This window comes from Nocardioides salarius, from assembly GCF_016907435.1.
Taxonomy (GTDB): domain Bacteria; phylum Actinomycetota; class Actinomycetes; order Propionibacteriales; family Nocardioidaceae; genus Nocardioides; species Nocardioides salarius.
The window spans coordinates 3129192-3144482 of sequence record NZ_JAFBBZ010000001.1 but is presented as its reverse complement, the minus strand read 5'-3'; the positions used below and the strand labels follow the sequence as shown (position 1 = coordinate 3144482).

12 protein-coding genes are annotated in these 15291 nt (G+C 71.8%); 6 read left to right on the top strand and 6 right to left on the bottom strand.

Annotated elements, in window-relative coordinates; all coding sequences use genetic code 11:
* The first annotated feature begins 1 nt into the window (after position 1).
* Positions 2-2554, top strand: coding sequence for a bifunctional FO biosynthesis protein CofGH (locus JOE61_RS15180; protein ID WP_193666999.1), 2553 nt, complete (start codon positions 2-4; stop codon positions 2552-2554).
* Between the two features lie 116 nt (positions 2555-2670).
* Here JOE61_RS15180 and JOE61_RS15175 read toward each other — a convergent pair whose 3' ends face one another.
* From JOE61_RS15175 to JOE61_RS15165, 3 genes are read right to left on the bottom strand one after another with little or no spacing between them, the layout of a single operon-like run.
* On the bottom strand, positions 2671-3942 hold the full coding sequence (locus tag JOE61_RS15175) for a sugar ABC transporter permease (protein WP_193666998.1): 1272 nt from the start codon (positions 3940-3942) through the stop codon (positions 2671-2673).
* Positions 3935-4756 (bottom strand): ATP-binding cassette domain-containing protein, encoded by an 822-nt coding sequence (locus tag JOE61_RS15170; protein WP_193666997.1) that lies wholly within the window; start codon positions 4754-4756, stop codon positions 3935-3937. Before JOE61_RS15170 ends, JOE61_RS15175 begins: the two co-directional genes overlap by 8 nt.
* Positions 4756-5862 (bottom strand): substrate-binding domain-containing protein, encoded by a 1107-nt coding sequence (locus JOE61_RS15165; protein WP_193666996.1) that lies wholly within the window; start codon positions 5860-5862, stop codon positions 4756-4758. Before JOE61_RS15165 ends, JOE61_RS15170 begins: the two co-directional genes overlap by 1 nt.
* A 185-nt stretch (positions 5863-6047) precedes the next feature.
* Between JOE61_RS15165 and JOE61_RS15160 the strand changes: the two genes are divergently transcribed.
* The 5 genes from JOE61_RS15160 (at position 6048) to JOE61_RS15140 (ending at position 9895) form a co-directional block, all read left to right on the top strand.
* Positions 6048-7286, top strand: a complete 1239-nt coding sequence (locus JOE61_RS15160) for an ROK family transcriptional regulator (RefSeq protein WP_193666995.1) — start codon at positions 6048-6050, stop codon at positions 7284-7286.
* A gap of 34 nt (positions 7287-7320) precedes the next feature.
* A complete protein-coding gene (locus JOE61_RS15155) occupies positions 7321-8367 on the top strand; it encodes a mechanosensitive ion channel family protein (protein WP_193666994.1) in 1047 nt (348 codons plus the stop codon).
* A gap of 59 nt (positions 8368-8426) precedes the next feature.
* Positions 8427-8876 carry a DUF5709 domain-containing protein gene (locus JOE61_RS15150; RefSeq protein ID WP_193666993.1) on the top strand — a complete coding sequence of 150 codons (450 nt, stop codon included), beginning with the start codon at positions 8427-8429 and terminating at the stop codon, positions 8874-8876.
* A 33-nt stretch (positions 8877-8909) separates the two neighbouring features.
* Complete coding sequence (locus JOE61_RS15145; protein ID WP_193666992.1) at positions 8910-9308, top strand: VOC family protein; 399 nt, start codon at positions 8910-8912, stop codon at positions 9306-9308.
* A gap of 224 nt (positions 9309-9532) precedes the next feature.
* Complete coding sequence (locus JOE61_RS15140; protein WP_193666991.1) at positions 9533-9895, top strand: LapA family protein; 363 nt, start codon at positions 9533-9535, stop codon at positions 9893-9895.
* 12 nt (positions 9896-9907) lie between these two features.
* Here the strand turns inward: JOE61_RS15140 and guaA are convergent, their stop codons facing one another.
* The 3 genes from guaA to JOE61_RS15125 all read right to left on the bottom strand — a co-directional run bounded on the left by guaA (position 9908) and on the right by JOE61_RS15125 (position 15208).
* Positions 9908-11515, bottom strand: a complete 1608-nt coding sequence (gene guaA, locus JOE61_RS15135) for a glutamine-hydrolyzing GMP synthase (RefSeq protein ID WP_193666990.1) — start codon at positions 11513-11515, stop codon at positions 9908-9910.
* 350 nt (positions 11516-11865) lie between these two features.
* Positions 11866-13584, bottom strand: a complete 1719-nt coding sequence (locus JOE61_RS15130; RefSeq protein ID WP_193666989.1) for a GMC family oxidoreductase — start codon at positions 13582-13584, stop codon at positions 11866-11868.
* Position 13585: 1 nt separating this feature from the next.
* Entirely contained in the window at positions 13586-15208 is a 1623-nt protein-coding gene (locus tag JOE61_RS15125) for a succinic semialdehyde dehydrogenase (RefSeq protein ID WP_193666988.1), read from the bottom strand.
* Between the last annotated feature and the right edge of the window lie 83 nt (positions 15209-15291).

Sequence of the window (15291 nt, the reverse complement as noted above, 5' to 3'; positions counted from 1 at the left end):
GATGAACGCCGCGCCCACGCCCCAGCAGGTACGCCGCGCGCTCGCCCGGGCCGAGCGCGGCGCGGCTCTCGACGTGGCCGAGGCCGAGGCGCTGCTGGCCGCGACCGGCGCCGACCTCGACCGCCTGTGCGCCGCGGCCGCGCAGGTGCGTGACGCAGGGCTCGTGGCCGCGGGCCGACCCGGCGTGGTCACCTACTCGCCCAAGGTCTTCATCCCGGTCACGCGGCTGTGCCGCGACCGCTGCCACTACTGCACCTTCGTCGAGACCCCGGGGCAGGCGGCCCGCGAGGGCCGGGCGCCGTACCTGTCCCCCGACGAGATCCTCGACATCGCCCGCCAGGGCGCCGAGCTCGGCTGCCTCGAGGCGCTCTTCACCCTCGGCGACCGCCCCGAGGACCGCTGGCCCGAGGCCCAGGAGTGGCTCGACGAGCAGGGCTACGACTCCACGCTGGCCTACGTGCGCGCGATGGCGGTGCGGGTGCTGGAGGAGACCGGGCTGCTGCCGCACCTCAACCCCGGGGTGATGACCTGGGAGGAGATGAACCGCCTCAAGCCGGTCTCGCCGTCGATGGGCATGATGCTCGAGACCACCTCGCGGCGGCTCTTCGAGACCAGGGGCGAGGCCCACTACGGCTCCCCCGACAAGGACCCCGCCGTGCGGCTGCGGGTGCTCGAGGACGCCGGGCGGCTCTCGATCCCCTTCACCACCGGCCTGCTGGTCGGCATCGGCGAGACGCTGACCGAGCGCGCCGAGACGATCTTCGCGCTGCGCAAGGTGATGAAGGCCTACGGCTCCCTGCACGAGATCATCGTGCAGAACTTCCGGGCCAAGCCCGACACCGCGATGCGGCACAGCGACGACCTCGACCTCGACGAGTACTGCGCCGCGCTGGCGGTCACCCGCCTGGTCCTCGGGCCGCGCGCCCGGGTGCAGGCGCCGCCCAACCTCGTCGACGCCGAGGAGTGCCAGGCGCTGCTCGCCGCCGGCGTCGACGACTGGGGCGGCGTCTCGCCGCTGACCCCCGACCACGTCAACCCCGAGCGGCCCTGGCCCTCGGTCGAGCGGCTGCGCGAGATCAGCGGCGCCGCCGGGTTCCGGCTCGCGCCCCGGCTCACCCTGCAGCCCGAGTACGTCCGCGCCGCGCTCCACGACGGTGCGCCGTGGCTCGACCCGCGGGTGGCCGGCCACGTCGCGGCGCTCGCGGCCCCCGACGGCCTGGCCCGCGACGGCGTACGACCGGTGGGCCGGGCCTGGCAGGAGCCCGACGGCGGCTTCGAGTCCAGCGGCCGCACCGACCTGCACGAGGCCGTCGACACCGAGGGCCGCACCGACGACCGGCGCTCCGACTTCAGCGAGGTCTACGGCGACTGGGACTCGGTGCGCGACGCGGCCGCCGGCACCTCGACCTCCTCGAGCACGTCGCCGGTGGGCGCACCCGCGGTGCTGCACGCCGAGGGCCGCGAGGCGCTGGCCGCTGCCGAGGCCGACCCGGGCGGGCTCTCCGAGGAGCACGCGCTGAGGCTGATGACCGCCGAGGGCGCGCTGCTCGACGAGGTGTGCCGCCTCGCCGACGACCTGCGCCGCGAGGTGGTCGGCGACGACGTCACCTACGTCGTCAACCGCAACATCAACTTCACCAACGTCTGCTACGTCGGGTGCCGCTTCTGCGCGTTCGCCCAGCGCAGGAGCGACGCCGACGCCTACTCGCTCTCCCTCGACGAGGTCGCCGACCGCGCGGCCGAGGCGTGGGACCTCGGCGCGACCGAGGTGTGCATGCAGGGCGGCATCGACCCCGAGCTGCCGGCGACGGCGTACTTCGACCTGGCGGCGGCGGTCAAGAAGCGCGTGCCCGAGATGCACGTGCACGCCTTCTCCCCCATGGAGGTCGTCAACGGCACCGCCCGCACCGGGCTCTCCATCGAGGACTTCCTGATCAAGGCCCGCGAGGCGGGGCTCGGGTCGCTGCCCGGCACCGCCGCGGAGATCCTCGACGACGAGGTGCGCTGGGTGCTGACGAAGGGCAAGCTGCCCACCAGCACCTGGGTCGAGATCGTCTCCACCGCGCACCGCGTGGGGCTCCCGACGACCAGCACGATGATGTACGGCCACGTCGACCACCCGCGGCACTGGGTGGGCCACCTGCGGGTGCTCGCCGGCATCCAGGACCGGGCCCGCGAGGCCGGGGCCGGCGGGTTCACCGAGTTCGTGCCGCTGCCGTTCGTGCACACGTCCTCGCCGATCTACCTGGCCGGCGTCGCGCGACCCGGTCCCACCCACCGCGACAACCTCGCGGTGCACGCGATGGCGCGCATCCTGCTGCACGGGCGCATCGACAACATCCAGACCTCGTGGGTCAAGCTCGGGGTCGAGGGCACCCAGGCCATGCTCCGCGCCGGCGCCAACGACCTGGGCGGCACCCTGATGGAGGAGACCATCAGCCGGATGGCCGGCTCCGAGCACGGCTCGGCCAAGACGGTCGAGGAGCTGCGCGAGATGGGCGCCGGCATCGGCCGCCCCGTCCACGAGCGCACCACCCTCTACGGGACCCGCTGACGAGCAGTCACCTTCGCACCACCCACCAGTCAGTCCTGCACCACCGAGGCGTCAGCGCCGCACCCGGGTGGGTGCAGAACTGACGCCTCGATGGTGCGAATGTGACTGGTCGGGCGCTAACCGCGCCCGCTCGAGGAGCGGGCTCGACGCGAGACCGAGTCGATGGCGACGGCGAGCAGCAGCACCGCACCGGTGACGATGAAGCGCACCGAGGAGTCGACGTTCATCAGGTTCAACCCGCTCTGGATCGACTGCAGCACGATGATGCCGAGCAGCGCCGAGTACGCCGACCCGCGCCCGCCGAAGAGGCTGGTCCCGCCGATGACCGCTGCGGCGATGGCCGTCAGGTTGGTGTCGGTGGTGCCGCTGCTCTGCGAGACGGAGGTCAGCTGTCCGGCCAGCAGGATGCCGCCCAGTGCCGCGAACGACGAGGTCAGGGCGAAGACCGAGACGTAGACCCGGGTCACCTTGATGCCCGAGCGGCGTGCCGCCTCCTCGTTGCCGCCGGTGGCGAAGACGTGGCGTCCCCACCGGGTGCGGCGCAGCGCGAAGTCCATCACGACCACCAGGAAGGCGAAGAGCACCGGCAGGTAGCTCCACCCCCGGTCGATGCCCAGGTAGTAGGTCAGGTAGCCCAGGCCGAGGCCGAGCAACGCGGCCTTGACCGCGACGCCGACCGGGCTGCCCGGGGTCAGGCCGGCCGCCTTGCGCCGACGGATGTCGAGCAGCTTGGAGCCCACGTAGACCAGCACCACGAGCGCGACCAGCCCGTAGGCCTGGGCATCGGTCAGGAAGCGGTCCCGGGCGAACTCTCGCAACCCGGAGTCCTGCGGCAGCACGATGGTGCCCTGGTCGCCGAGCACGTAGAGCAGCGCTCCCTGGAAGGCCAGCAGGCCGGCCAGCGAGAACACGAAGCTCGGCACGCCGACCTTGACGTACAAGAACGCGTAGAGGCACCCGATGGCCAGGCCGACGCCGACGCCCGCGAGCATCGCCACGACCAGCGACAGGCCCTCGTTGACGACGAGCACCGCCATGGTCGCCGCCGCGAAGCCCGACACCGAGCCGACCGACAGGTCGATCTCGCCGAGCAGCAGCACCAGCACGATGCCGAGCGCGATCACCCCGGTGGGGGCGGCGAACTGGGTGATCGAGACCAGGTTGCGGCTCGAGAGGAACGTCGGCTCGTTGAGCTGGAACACCAGGCAGATGACGATCAGGCCGAAGACGACCGGCAGCATGCCGAGCTCGCCGCCCTTGAGGCGGGCCCAGGTGGAGTGCAGGTAGCCCTGCAGCCCCTGGTGCCGGATCAACCGTTCGTCGGCCGCGTCGGCCGCCACGACGGACCCGGTCGCGTCTTCGGTGCGCTTGTCGAGGGTCTCACTCATCGCCGGCCTCCGCGTGGGTCTGCGCGCCGGTGCGCTGGGCGCGGGCCGTCACGACGTTGTCGGAGGCGCCGGTGATCGCCGCCACCAGCTCCTCGGTCGAGACGTCCTCGGTGCGGAACTCCGCCGCGTTCCGCCCCAGGCGCAGGACGACGATGCGGTCGGCGACCGCCTGGACGTCGGCCATGTTGTGGCTGATCAGGATGACCCCGAGACCCGTCTCGCGCAGCCGTTCGACGAGGTTGAGCACCTCCGCGGTCTGGGCGACGCCCAGCGCGGCGGTGGGCTCGTCGAGCATCACCACCTGCGGCTTGCCGACCAGGGACCGCGCGATCGCGACCGTCTGGCGCTGACCGCCCGAGAGGGCGGCGATGGGGATCCGCACCGAGGGGATCTTGGCGGACAGGGTGCGCAGCAGCCGCCACGACTCCTTCTCCATCTCGATCTCGTCGAGCACCGGACCGGTGGTCCGCTCCTGGCCCAGGAACAGGTTGGCCACGACGTCGAGGTTGTCGCACAGCGCCAGGTCCTGGAAGACGGTCGCGATGCCGAGGGCCTGGGCGTCCTTGGGACCGCCCACGGTGACCTTGCGTCCGGCGAAGGTGATGTCCCCGCCGTCGGGCTGGTAGACCCCGGCGATCACCTTGACCAGCGTGGACTTGCCGGCGCCGTTGTCGCCGACCAGGGCCACCACCTCCCCGGCAGCCACCTCCAGCGAGACGTCGGTGAGAGCCTGGACGGCACCGAACCGCTTGTTGATGCCGGTGAGGGACAGGACGTGGGTGTCCCTCACCGGTCGCGTCGTCGTGGTGGTCATCAGGAGATGCCAGCCTCCTGGCAGACCTTCGCGTAGTCCCCGGTGCAGATGTCGGAGGCGTCGTAGAAGCCGTCCGCGATGACCGTGTCGGCGACGTTGTCCTGGGTCACCGCGATCGGGTCGAAGATGTAGGAGGTGACGCCGTTGTAGTCGCTCTGGGTGACCCCGGTGTCGGTGGTCTCACCCACCTCCTCGCCCGTGGCCAGCTCGACGGCCACCTCGGCCGCGGTCTCGGCCTCGATCGGGATCGGCTTGTAGATGGTCAGCGCCTGCTCACCGGCGAGGATGCGCTGGATCGCAGCGATCTCCGCGTCCTGGCCGGTGATCGGGGGCAGCGAGTCCCGCGAGACGCCGGCGCCGGTCAGGGCCGCCACGACACCGCCCGCCTGGCCGTCGTTGGCGGCGTACACGCCGTTGATCTCGGCGGGCTTGTACTTGCTGAGCTGGTCGCTGGTCCACTGCTGGGCGTTCTCGGGGCTCCAGTCGGGGTTGTCGTACTCCTCGAGGATCGTCACCCCGCTGGAGTCGATGACGCTGTGGGCACCCGCCTTGAACTGTGCGGCGTTGGGGTCGCTGGGCGCACCGTTGAGCATCAGGATGCTGCCCTGGTCGTCCATCGCCTCGATGAGCGCCTCGCCCTGCATCTGGCCGACGGTCTCGTTGTCGAAGGACATGTAGTAGTCGGCGCCGTCGATGAAGCGGTCGTAGGCGATGACCGGCACGTCCTGGCCCTGGGCCTCGGCGACCATCCCGGTCGCGCCCGCGCCGTTGACCGGGTCGAGCACCACGACGTCGGCGCCGGCGGTCAGGGCACTGGTCAGCTGCTGGGCCTGCTTCTGCTCGTCCTGGTCGGCGTTGAAGTAGTCGACCTCGCACTCGCTGCACAGCTCGGCGACCTTCGCCTCGAAGAGCGGCTTGTCGAACGCCTCGTAGCGCGTCGTCTTGGACTCGGGCAGCAGGAGCGCGATCGTGCCGCCGGCGGAGCTCGAGGAGCCGTCGTCGGAGCCGGAGGTCTGGGCGTCGTTGGCGCCGCAGGCGGACAGGCCGGCACCACCGATGACGATGGCGGTCGCGAGCGCCGCGACGCGGGGCAGGGATGTGAACACGGGAGTCTCCTCGAGCTGATGGGGCCGGACGGCCACGACGGTCTGGGACGAGTGTCAGGCGTCACACTCTTGTCGTCAAGATCTGAACGCAAATCGCCTGATCGCCTCCAGAAATCCGTCATTGCCATCACGTCGTGCCGACAACTCCTTGACCGCACGATGCGGTGTGCGTCACAGTTCGCACCATGAGCTCCGCCCCCGGGTCCACCGCAGCACTGCGCACCGCCAACCAACGCCGCGTGCTCGCAGTGCTGCGCGGACGCCCCCTGGAGCACCCCGAGGAGGGCCCGGACCGCGACGCCGACAGCTTCACCCAGGCCGAGCTGGCGAGGGCGACGGGACTCGCCCCGGCCACGATCTCCAACATCGTGCGAGACCTCGGCGCAGCAGGACTCCTGGAGTCCGACCCCGGCAGCGGGCGCCGCGGGTCGTCGGTGCGGATCGGTCCCGGCGCCGGCCACGTGCTGGGCATCGACTTCGGCCACAGCCACGTCGCCGTCACCCTGGCCGACACCATGGGCCGCCCGCTCGGCGAGACCCGCCGCAAGATGGCCGCCGGGCTCGACCACGCCAGCGCACTCGACCAGGCGCGCCGGATGGCGCTGGAGCTGGCCGACGAGCTGGGCCTGCCCCACCCGGAGGGACGGCTGCCCGGGAGCCTGCACCACGTGGGGCTCGGGCTGCCCGCCCCCGTCACCGACGACACCATCAGCTCCTCGGAGATCTTCCCGGGGTGGGAGGGCGTCGACGCCCGCCGAGCCGCCGAGCAGCACCTCGGCGTGCCGGTGTCCATCGAGAACGACGCCAACCTGGGCGCCCTGGCCGAGCACCGCCGCGGCGTGGCGCGCGGCCACCGCAGCTCGGTCTTCATCAAGATCTCCTCCGGCGCCGGCGCCGGCATCATCATCGACGGGCAGGTCTTCCGCGGCGCGCGGGGCACCGCCGGCGAGATCGGGCACCTGACGCTCGACGAGCAGGGGCCCGTCTGCCGGTGCGGCAGCCGTGGCTGCCTCGAGGCGTACACCTCGGTCGAGACCGTGCAGGCCCTCATGGCCGCGCAGCTGCCCGAGGCCACGCTCGACGACATCATCGAGGCCGCCACGTCGGGCTCCGTCGCTGCTCGTCGAGTCTTCGAGGACTCCGGGCTGCACCTGGGATGGGGCCTCGCCAGCGTCGTCAACCTGATCAACCCCGACGTGGTCGTGGTGGGTGGCGACATGGCCCGTGCCGGCGAGCTGCTGCTCGAGTCGGCCCGGCTCGGCCTGCGCCGCCACGCGCTCAGCGCCGTCGCACAGACCCCCGTGCTGGCCAGCGAACTGGGCGAGCGAGCGAGCCTGCTCGGCGCCGCGCTGCTCGCCGCGGACCGCACCGAGCTGGTCGGCGGGGGGGCCGTCACGGCCCCCGGGTCACCCCGAGGGGCCTGAGCGGCCCCGGCACGGGCGTTGCACGATGGGGCGCATGGCCGTCACCTGGACCAACGCCCTGCTCGCCGCCGGTTCCGCGCTCGCGGGGGCCCTGGCCGTCGTCGTGCTCACGCACCTGGTCGTGCGCCTCCTGGCCCGCCGCTGGCCGCCCGCCTCGCGCCTGGCGCACTCGGCGCGGCGGCCGTTCCGGGCCCTGGTCGTGCTGCTCGCACTGAGCGGCTGGGTCGCCGGGGTCCGCCCAGACCCGTCCTCCGACTGGGCGACCTGGTGGGACGCCGCGGCCCTGGCCCTGCGCGTCCTGGCGATCGGCGCGGGCGGGTGGCTGCTGACCGCCGTGCTGCTCTTCGTCGAGGACCTGACGCTGGGCCGCACCCGCACCGACGTGCGGGACAACCGGCTGGCCCGACGGGTGCGCACCCAGGTGCTGCTGGTGCGCCGGCTCACGATCGCGCTGGTGACCATCGTGACCATCGGCGCGATCCTCTTCTCCTTCCCCGCCGTGCGCACCATCGGGGCCAGCGTGCTCGCCTCGGCCGGCCTGATCTCGGTCGTCGCGGCCCTCGCGGCGCAGTCGATGCTCGCCAACGTCTTCGCGGGCATGCAGCTGGCCTTCAACGACGCCGTGAAGGTCGACGACGCCGTCATCGTCGAGGGAGAGTGGGGCACCATCGAGGAGATCACCCTGAGCTACGTCGTGGTGCGGATCTGGGACGAGCGCCGGATGATCCTGCCCTCGACGTACTTCACCACCACGCCCTTCCAGAACTGGACGCGCAAGAACTCCGAGCTGATGGGCTCGGTCGAGCTCGACCTCGACTGGCGCACCGGGGTCGACGCGCTGCGCGAGCACCTGCCCTCGGTGATGGAACGCGCCGGCGAGATGTGGGACGGCCGCGTCTCGCACGTGCAGGTCACCGACGCCGTGGGCGGCTGGGTGCGGGTGCGCGTCCTGGTCACGTCGTACGACGCTCCCACGCTCTACGACCTGCGCTGCCACGTGCGCGAGGAGCTGGTGCGCTGGGTGCGCGAGCAGCACACGGAGGCGCTGCCGGTGCGGCGGCTGCTGCTCGACGGGCAGTGAGCCGCCGCGGCGCCGAACGGGTGGGACGACCGGCCGCGCCGCGTGGCTACGGTGGAGCCATGAGCACCGGACCGAACGAACAGGACGACACCTACGGCGACTACTCCGTCGAGGAGAGCGACCAGCTGACCGGCGAGGACACCCTCGCCGACGGCGACGTGGAGGACCAGCTCGACCGCGGCTACTCGCCGCCCGAGAAGTACTCCCCCGGTCAGGGCTTCGGCAACACGCCCTACGAGGAGGCGAGCGGCGAGTCGCTCGACCAGCGGGTGGCCCAGGAGGTCCCCGAGCCCGACCCGTACGCCGAAGCGGAGGCCGAGGCCGATCGCGAGCAGGTCGCCGGCGAGGTCGGCGACGAGCGCGCCGGGCGCCTCGTGGACCCCGACGAGGGCCTCGGCGAGGACCTGGAGAAGGACCTGGTCGGCGACGACGTCGGCATCGACGGCGCGGCCGCCTCGGCCGAGGAGGCCGCGGTGCACGTCGTCCCCGACGACCCGGCCGACGCCTGACGCACGACCGCGGGTGGGCATAGGGTCCCGGGCATGAGCGAGCAGCCGTCCCGGGCCCTGCACCACCTCGACCTGTGGGTCGGCGACCTCGAGCGCGCCGTCGACGAGTGGGGCTGGCTCCTCGGCGAGCTGGGCTGGGAGATCGACCTCCCGGGCACGTCGTGGTGCCACCCCGACGGCACCTACCTCTTCGTCGAGCACTCCCCCGACCAGCACGACGCGGCGTACGACCGGATGCGGGCGGGGATCAACCACCTCGCGCTGTGCACCGACTCGCGCGCCCTGCTCGACCGGATCCGGGCGGAGTCGACCGCTCACGGGTGGCACGAGATGTACGCCGACCGCTACCCGCACGCCGGCGGCGAGCAGCACACCGCGCTCTACGTCGAGAGCTCGGAGGGCTTCGAGGTCGAGGTCGTCCTGATGGACTGAGTCCCGCCTGCGCCGGGCGGCGCGGGAGGAGAAATTGAAAGAACCGCCGGAGTCTCGGGTCTCCGGCGGTTCTGTTGAAGAATGTACAACGTCGCGGGAGCCCTCACCAGTAAAACCTGGGATTCGTGACCGCCCTCACGTCTTTTTACCCAGGGCGCGGGAGGAACGGCCCCGGACCACCGGGGTGGCCCACCCCGGGCCGCGGGCGGACTACGGTGAGCCACATGAGCACCACGCAGCCCACCCCGGGTGACGAGCCGACCCAGCCCAGCACCGAGCCGACGACCGAGCCGACCACCGGGCCTACCGGCAGGAAGGCCGGCGACGACCCGCTGCGCGGCTCGCGCACCAGCGGCCTCTACGCAGCCGTGGTCGGGCTGGGCGTGCTCCTGGTGCTGCTGATCATCTTCATCGCCCAGAACACCGACACCACGACCGTGCGGTTCCTCTCCTTCGAGGGCGAGACCCCCGTGGCGGTGGCGATGCTCATCGCCACCGCGGCCGGCATCCTGCTCACCGCGACCGCCGGCAGCCTGCGCATCATCCAGCTGCGGCGGCGTACGAAGAAGGACATCAAGAACCGCTGAGGCCCGCCCCGCTCACTCCCACTCGATGGTGCCCGGGGGCTTGCTGGTGATGTCGACCGTGACCCGGTTGACCTCCTCGACCTCGTTGGTGATGCGGGTCGAGACGGTCTCGAGGACCTCGTAGGGCAGTCGGGCCCAGTCGGCGGTCATCGCGTCCTCCGAGGTGACCGGGCGCAGCACGATGGGGTGGCCGTAGGTGCGGCCGTCGCCCTGCACGCCGACCGAGCGGACGTCGGCCAGCAGCACCACCGGCATCTGCCAGATGTCGCGGTCGAGCCCGGCGCGGGTCATCTCCTCGCGCACGATCGCGTCGGCCTGGCGCAGGATGTCGAGCCGCTCGCGGGTGACCTCGCCGATGATCCGGATGCCCAGGCCGGGGCCCGGGAACGGCTGGCGGTGCACGATCTCGGCGGGCAGGCCCAGCTGCTCGCCGACCAGGCGCACCTCGTCCTTGAAGAGCGTGCGCAGCGGCTCGACGAGCTCGAACTCGAGGTCCTCGGGCAGGCCGCCCACGTTGTGGTGGCTCTTGATGTTGGAGGTGCCGGCGCCGCCGCCCGACTCCACCACGTCGGGGTAGAGGGTGCCCTGCACCAGGAACGCGACCTTGTCGCCGCCCTCGCCGGTCACGGCGTCGGGCATCTTGTCGGCCAGCACCTCGGCCTCGGCGGCCTCGAAGGTGCGGATGAACTCGCGGCCGATGATCTTGCGCTTCTCCTCGGGGTCCGAGACCCCGGCGAGGGCGTCGAGGAACTGCTTCTCGGCGTCGACGACGCGCAGGTCGACCCCGGTGGCGGCCACGAAGTCCCGCTCGACCTGCTCGGTCTCTCCCGAGCGCATCAGCCCGTGGTCGACGTACACGCAGGTGAGCCGGTCGCCGATGGCGCGCTGCACGATGGCGGCGGCCACGGCCGAGTCGACGCCGCCGGACAGGCCGCAGATCGCCTGGCCGCGCTCGCCGATCTGGGCACGGATCGACTCGATCTGCTCCTCGACGATGTTGACCATCGTCCAGGTCTGGCGGCAGCCGGCGATGTCGACGAGGAAGTGCTCGAGGACCTGCTGGCCATGCTCGGTGTGCAGCACCTCGGGGTGCCACTGCACGCCGGCCAGGCCACGGTCGACCTGCTCGAACGCCGCGACCGGGGTCTTGGTGGTCTCAGCGAGCACCGAGAAGCCCTCGGGGGCCGCGGTGACCGCGTCGCCGTGCGACATCCACACGGTGTGCGACGACGGCACGTCGGCCAGCAGGGTGCCCGCCTCGCCGACGGTGACCGGGGTCCGGCCGTACTCGCGCGAGCCGGTGCGCGCCACGGTGCCGCCCAGGCCGGCCGCCATCAGCTGGAAGCCGTAGCACATGCCGAAGACCGGGGTGCCCGACGTGAAGATCGTGGGGTCGATGCCCGGCGCGCCCTCGGCGTAGACCGAGCTCGGGCCGCCGGAGAGGATGATCGCCTTCGGCTTGCGGGCCAGCATCTCCTCGACCGGCAGGTGGTGCGGCACGATCTCGGAGTAGACCCGTGCCTCGCGCACCCGTCGGGCGATCAGCTGCGCGTACTGCGCCCCGAAGTCGACGACCAGCACGAGGTCGTGGTCGGGGATGCCGGGGGTCACGTCGCTCATGGGGCCAGCCTATCGGCGTACCGGCCGGGGCCTCGGGTCGCCACCTGCCCCGGACTTGTCAGGGTTCTCCTGCGCTTGATGGGCGGTGCAACCCCTGACAAGCGCGGGAGTCCCCGGCCGGCCGGGGACTCCTGCAGCGCCCAGAAATAGCACCAGGGCCCGGCCGGGGAGGGAGGATGGCCGGGCCCTGATCGTCCACGCCTCTGTTGGACAGCAGCTTGGACAAACGACCCGACCTTTGGGAGGGAGCATGACTGCCGGGTCTGACCTTCACAACGAGGTCGATCTCAGGGGGTTACGTGGGTGACGGGCTTTCCCGCACCTTTTTTTCGTGGGCTAGACATCCAGCCTCAGCTGACTCCCACGATGGGCAGCCGCAGGGCGCCGGGAGCGCCCTCCGGGACCACCGGGTGCAGCGGCGCGACGGGGTCGACGCGGCGGTAGTCGGCGCCCAGCCCGGGACGCCGGTCGGCCTCGCCCTTGTTGGGCCACAGGGCCATCGCGCGCTCGGCCTGCGCGGTGATCGTCAGCGACGGGTTGACCCCCAGGTTGGCGGTGATCGCGGCGCCGTCCATCACGTGCAGGCCGGGGTGGCCGTAGACGCGCTGGTAGGGGTCGATCACGCCGCTCTCGGGCGAGTCGCCGATCGCGCAGCCACCGATGAAGTGGGCGGTCAGCGGCATGTTGAAGGGCTCGCCGATGTTGCCGCCGGCCGTGCCGCCCAGCACCCCGGCGATGCGGCGCACCGCGTCGTTGGCCGCCGGGATCCACGTCGGGTTGGGCGCGCCGTGGCCCTGGCGCGAGGTCATCCGCCAGTGCCCGGTGAGCCTGTTGCGCTTGCCGTAGGTGGTGATCGAGTTGTCGAGGCTCTGCATCACCAGCGCGATCACGGTCCGCTCCGACCAGTGCTTGAGGTCGTAGAGGTTGGCGATCTCGCGGCGCTGGGTCCACATCTCCTTCAACCACGCGCGCCAGCGCGGCCCGTCGCCGTCGCCGTCGGTGAGCACGGTCTGCATCATCGCCATCGCGTTGAAGCCCTTGCCGTAGCGCACCGGCTCGACGTGGGTGTCGGCGTCGGGGTGGAAGCTCGACGTGATCGCGACGCCGTAGGAGTAGTCGGTGGTGTCCGACTTGGGTGCGATGGCGCCCAGGATCGACTCGGAGTTGGTGCGCGAGAGGTAGCCGAGCCGGTCGGAGACGCGCGGCAGGTGGCCCTCGTCCTTCATCCGGTGCAGCAGCTTCTGGGTGCCGAGGGAGGCCGCGGCCATCACCACGTGCTCGGCGGTGAGGGTGCGGGTGGTGCGCGCGGTGGCGCGCTTGGCCTTGGTGTACTTGATGGTCACGTCGTACCCGCCGCCCTCGCGGGGGCGGATGCGGGTCACGGTGCTCAGCGGCATGACCCGCGCGCCCTGCTTCTCGGCGAGGTAGAGGTAGTTCTTGACCAGGGTGTTCTTGGCGTTGTGCCGGCAGCCCGACATGCACTCGCCGCAGTTGAGGCAGGCGTTGCGCGCGGGGCCCGCGCCGCCGAAGAAGGGGTCCTCGGCCTGCTCGCCGGGCTGCTGGCCCGGGCCGCCGAAGAAGACGCCCACCGGGGTGGGGTGGAAGGAGTCGGCCACGCCCATGTCGCCGGCGACCTTCTCCATCACGTCGTCGGCCGGGGTGCGCACCGGGTTCTCGACCACGCCGAGCATCCGCTTGGCCTGGTCGTAGTAGGGCGCCAGCTCGGACTTCCAGTCGGTGATGTGGCTCCACTGCGGGTCGTTGTAGAAGGCCGGCAGCGGCTCGTAGAGCGTGTTGGCGTAGACCAGCGAGCCGCCGCCGACGCCCGCCCCGGCCACGATCATCGTGTCGCGGACCGCGTCGATGCGCTGGATGCCGTAGCAGCCCAGGGCGGGCGCCCACAGGTAGCGGGTGAGGTCGAAGGTGCCCGAGGCGAAGTCGTCGTCCTCGAAGCGGGCGCCCGCCTCGACCACGCCCACGCGGTAGCCCTTCTCGGTCAGCCTCAGCGCACTCACCGAGCCGCCGAACCCGGAGCCGATCACCAGGACGTCGTAGTCGTGCTCGCTCATGTCAGGGCCTTCCCAGCTTCTTCATCACACGCAGCTGGGCGGTCATCACCCGTGCGTAGGTCTCGTCGGACATGCCCAGCATCGGGGCGATGCGGATCAGCCGCTGCGTGGCGACCGACTGGGTCTCGGTGTAGCGGTGGATGCCCTCGCTCCCCTGGCGCCGCCCCATCCCCGACTGGCGCATCCCGCCCATCGGCGAGTCGATGGAGGCGAAGGTGGCCGCGAAGGCCTCGTTGACGTTGACGGTGCCGCAGGCGATCTCGCGCGCGATCGCCCGGGCCCGGACGCCGTCACGGCTGTAGACCGAGCCGTTGAGGCCGTACTCCCCCGCGTTGGCCCGCGCCACCGCGTCGGCCTCGTCGTGGAAGCGGTAGAGCGAGACCACGGGCCCGAAGGTCTCCTGGCCGAAGCAGGTCATCTCGGGTGTGACGCCCTCGAGGATGGTCGGCTCGAAGACGTAGGGGCCCAGGTCGGGCCGGGCGCGCCCGCCGGTGAGCACCCGCGCGCCCTTGGCGACGGCGTCCTCGACCTGGCTGGTCACGGTGTCGAGCTGCGCCTGGCTGACCAGCGAGCCCATGTCGTTGCCCCACTGGAGGCTCGCGCCCAGGGTCATCGCCTGGGTGCGTGCCACGAAGCGCTCGACGAAGCGGTCGTAGACCTGGTCGGCGACGAAGAGCCGCTCGGCGGAGACGCAGAGCTGGCCGGCGTTGGAGAACGAGGCACGCACCGCGCCCTCGGCGGCCTTCTCGACGTCGGCGTCGCGCAGCACCAGCATCGGGTTCTTGCCACCCAGCTCGAGGGAGCAGCCGATCAGCCGCTCGGCGCAGCCGGCAGCGACCCGGCGGCCGGTGGCGGTGGAGCCGGTGAAGCAGATGTAGTCGGCCTGGCCGATCACCTGGGGGCCGACGTCGGAGCCGGGGCCGGCCACGACCTGCCACAGGTCCTTCGGGAAGCCGGCCTCCTCGAGCAGCTGCGCACCCAGCAGCGCTGAGAGCATGGTCTGGGCGTCGGGCTTGGCCACCACGGCGTTGCCGGCCATCAGCGCGGGCAGCCCGTCGCACAGTGCCATCGTGAAGGGGTAGTTCCAGGGCGAGATGATGCCCACGACGCCCTTGGGCACGCGGTTGACCTCGACCCGGGTCAGGCCGGGCACCACGCCGAGGCGACGCCGGGGGTCGAGGTGCTGGTGCGCGGTGCGGGCGTAGTAGCGCGCGGTGAGCGCGATGTGGATCGGCTCGTCGAAGGCGTGCTGACGAGCCTTGCCCGACTCCCAGACGATGAGGTCGAGGATCTCCTCCTGGCGGTCGATCACCAGGTCGTGCAGCCGCATCATGATGGCCGAGCGGTGCTCGAGGCTGGTGCGCGACCACGCCGCCTGGGCGCGCCGCGCCCGGGTGAAGGCCCCCTGCACGTCCTGCTCGCCCGACTGCGGCACGTGCGCCAGCGGCGCCCCGTTGATCGGGGTGCGCACCTCGGCGGTGCGCCCGGTGCTGCTGCGCACGCGCCGGGTCAGCGAGGCGACGTACTCCGGCTCGAGGGCGTACGACGCGGTCGGGTCGTGCTCGGGGTCGTGCGGCCCGTCGAGCGACGGGGCACCGGGCCGGTCGGGCTGCTGGGCGTTCATGTACCGAGGGTATGTGACCGCGGTCTCGCTCACTACCGATTGGTAGCGAGTGTGCTCTTTTACACAGCAAAAGAAAGTGTCAA

Excerpts from the sequence above, each read along its gene's own strand:
- JOE61_RS15180 (WP_193666999.1), top strand. The coding sequence starts at position 2 with ATGAACGCCGCGCCCACGCCCCAGCAGGTACGCCGCGCGCTCGCCCGG.
- JOE61_RS15175 (WP_193666998.1), bottom strand. The coding sequence starts at position 3,942 with ATGAGTGAGACCCTCGACAAGCGCACCGAAGACGCGACCGGGTCCGTC.
- JOE61_RS15170 (WP_193666997.1), bottom strand. The coding sequence starts at position 4,756 with ATGACCACCACGACGACGCGACCGGTGAGGGACACCCACGTCCTGTCC.
- JOE61_RS15160 (WP_193666995.1), top strand. The coding sequence starts at position 6,048 with ATGAGCTCCGCCCCCGGGTCCACCGCAGCACTGCGCACCGCCAACCAA.
- JOE61_RS15155 (WP_193666994.1), top strand. The coding sequence starts at position 7,321 with ATGGCCGTCACCTGGACCAACGCCCTGCTCGCCGCCGGTTCCGCGCTC.
- JOE61_RS15150 (WP_193666993.1), top strand. The coding sequence starts at position 8,427 with ATGAGCACCGGACCGAACGAACAGGACGACACCTACGGCGACTACTCC.
- JOE61_RS15145 (WP_193666992.1), top strand. The coding sequence starts at position 8,910 with ATGAGCGAGCAGCCGTCCCGGGCCCTGCACCACCTCGACCTGTGGGTC.
- JOE61_RS15140 (WP_193666991.1), top strand. The coding sequence starts at position 9,533 with ATGAGCACCACGCAGCCCACCCCGGGTGACGAGCCGACCCAGCCCAGC.
- guaA (WP_193666990.1), bottom strand. The coding sequence starts at position 11,515 with ATGAGCGACGTGACCCCCGGCATCCCCGACCACGACCTCGTGCTGGTC.
- JOE61_RS15130 (WP_193666989.1), bottom strand. The coding sequence starts at position 13,584 with ATGAGCGAGCACGACTACGACGTCCTGGTGATCGGCTCCGGGTTCGGC.
- JOE61_RS15125 (WP_193666988.1), bottom strand. The coding sequence starts at position 15,208 with ATGAACGCCCAGCAGCCCGACCGGCCCGGTGCCCCGTCGCTCGACGGG.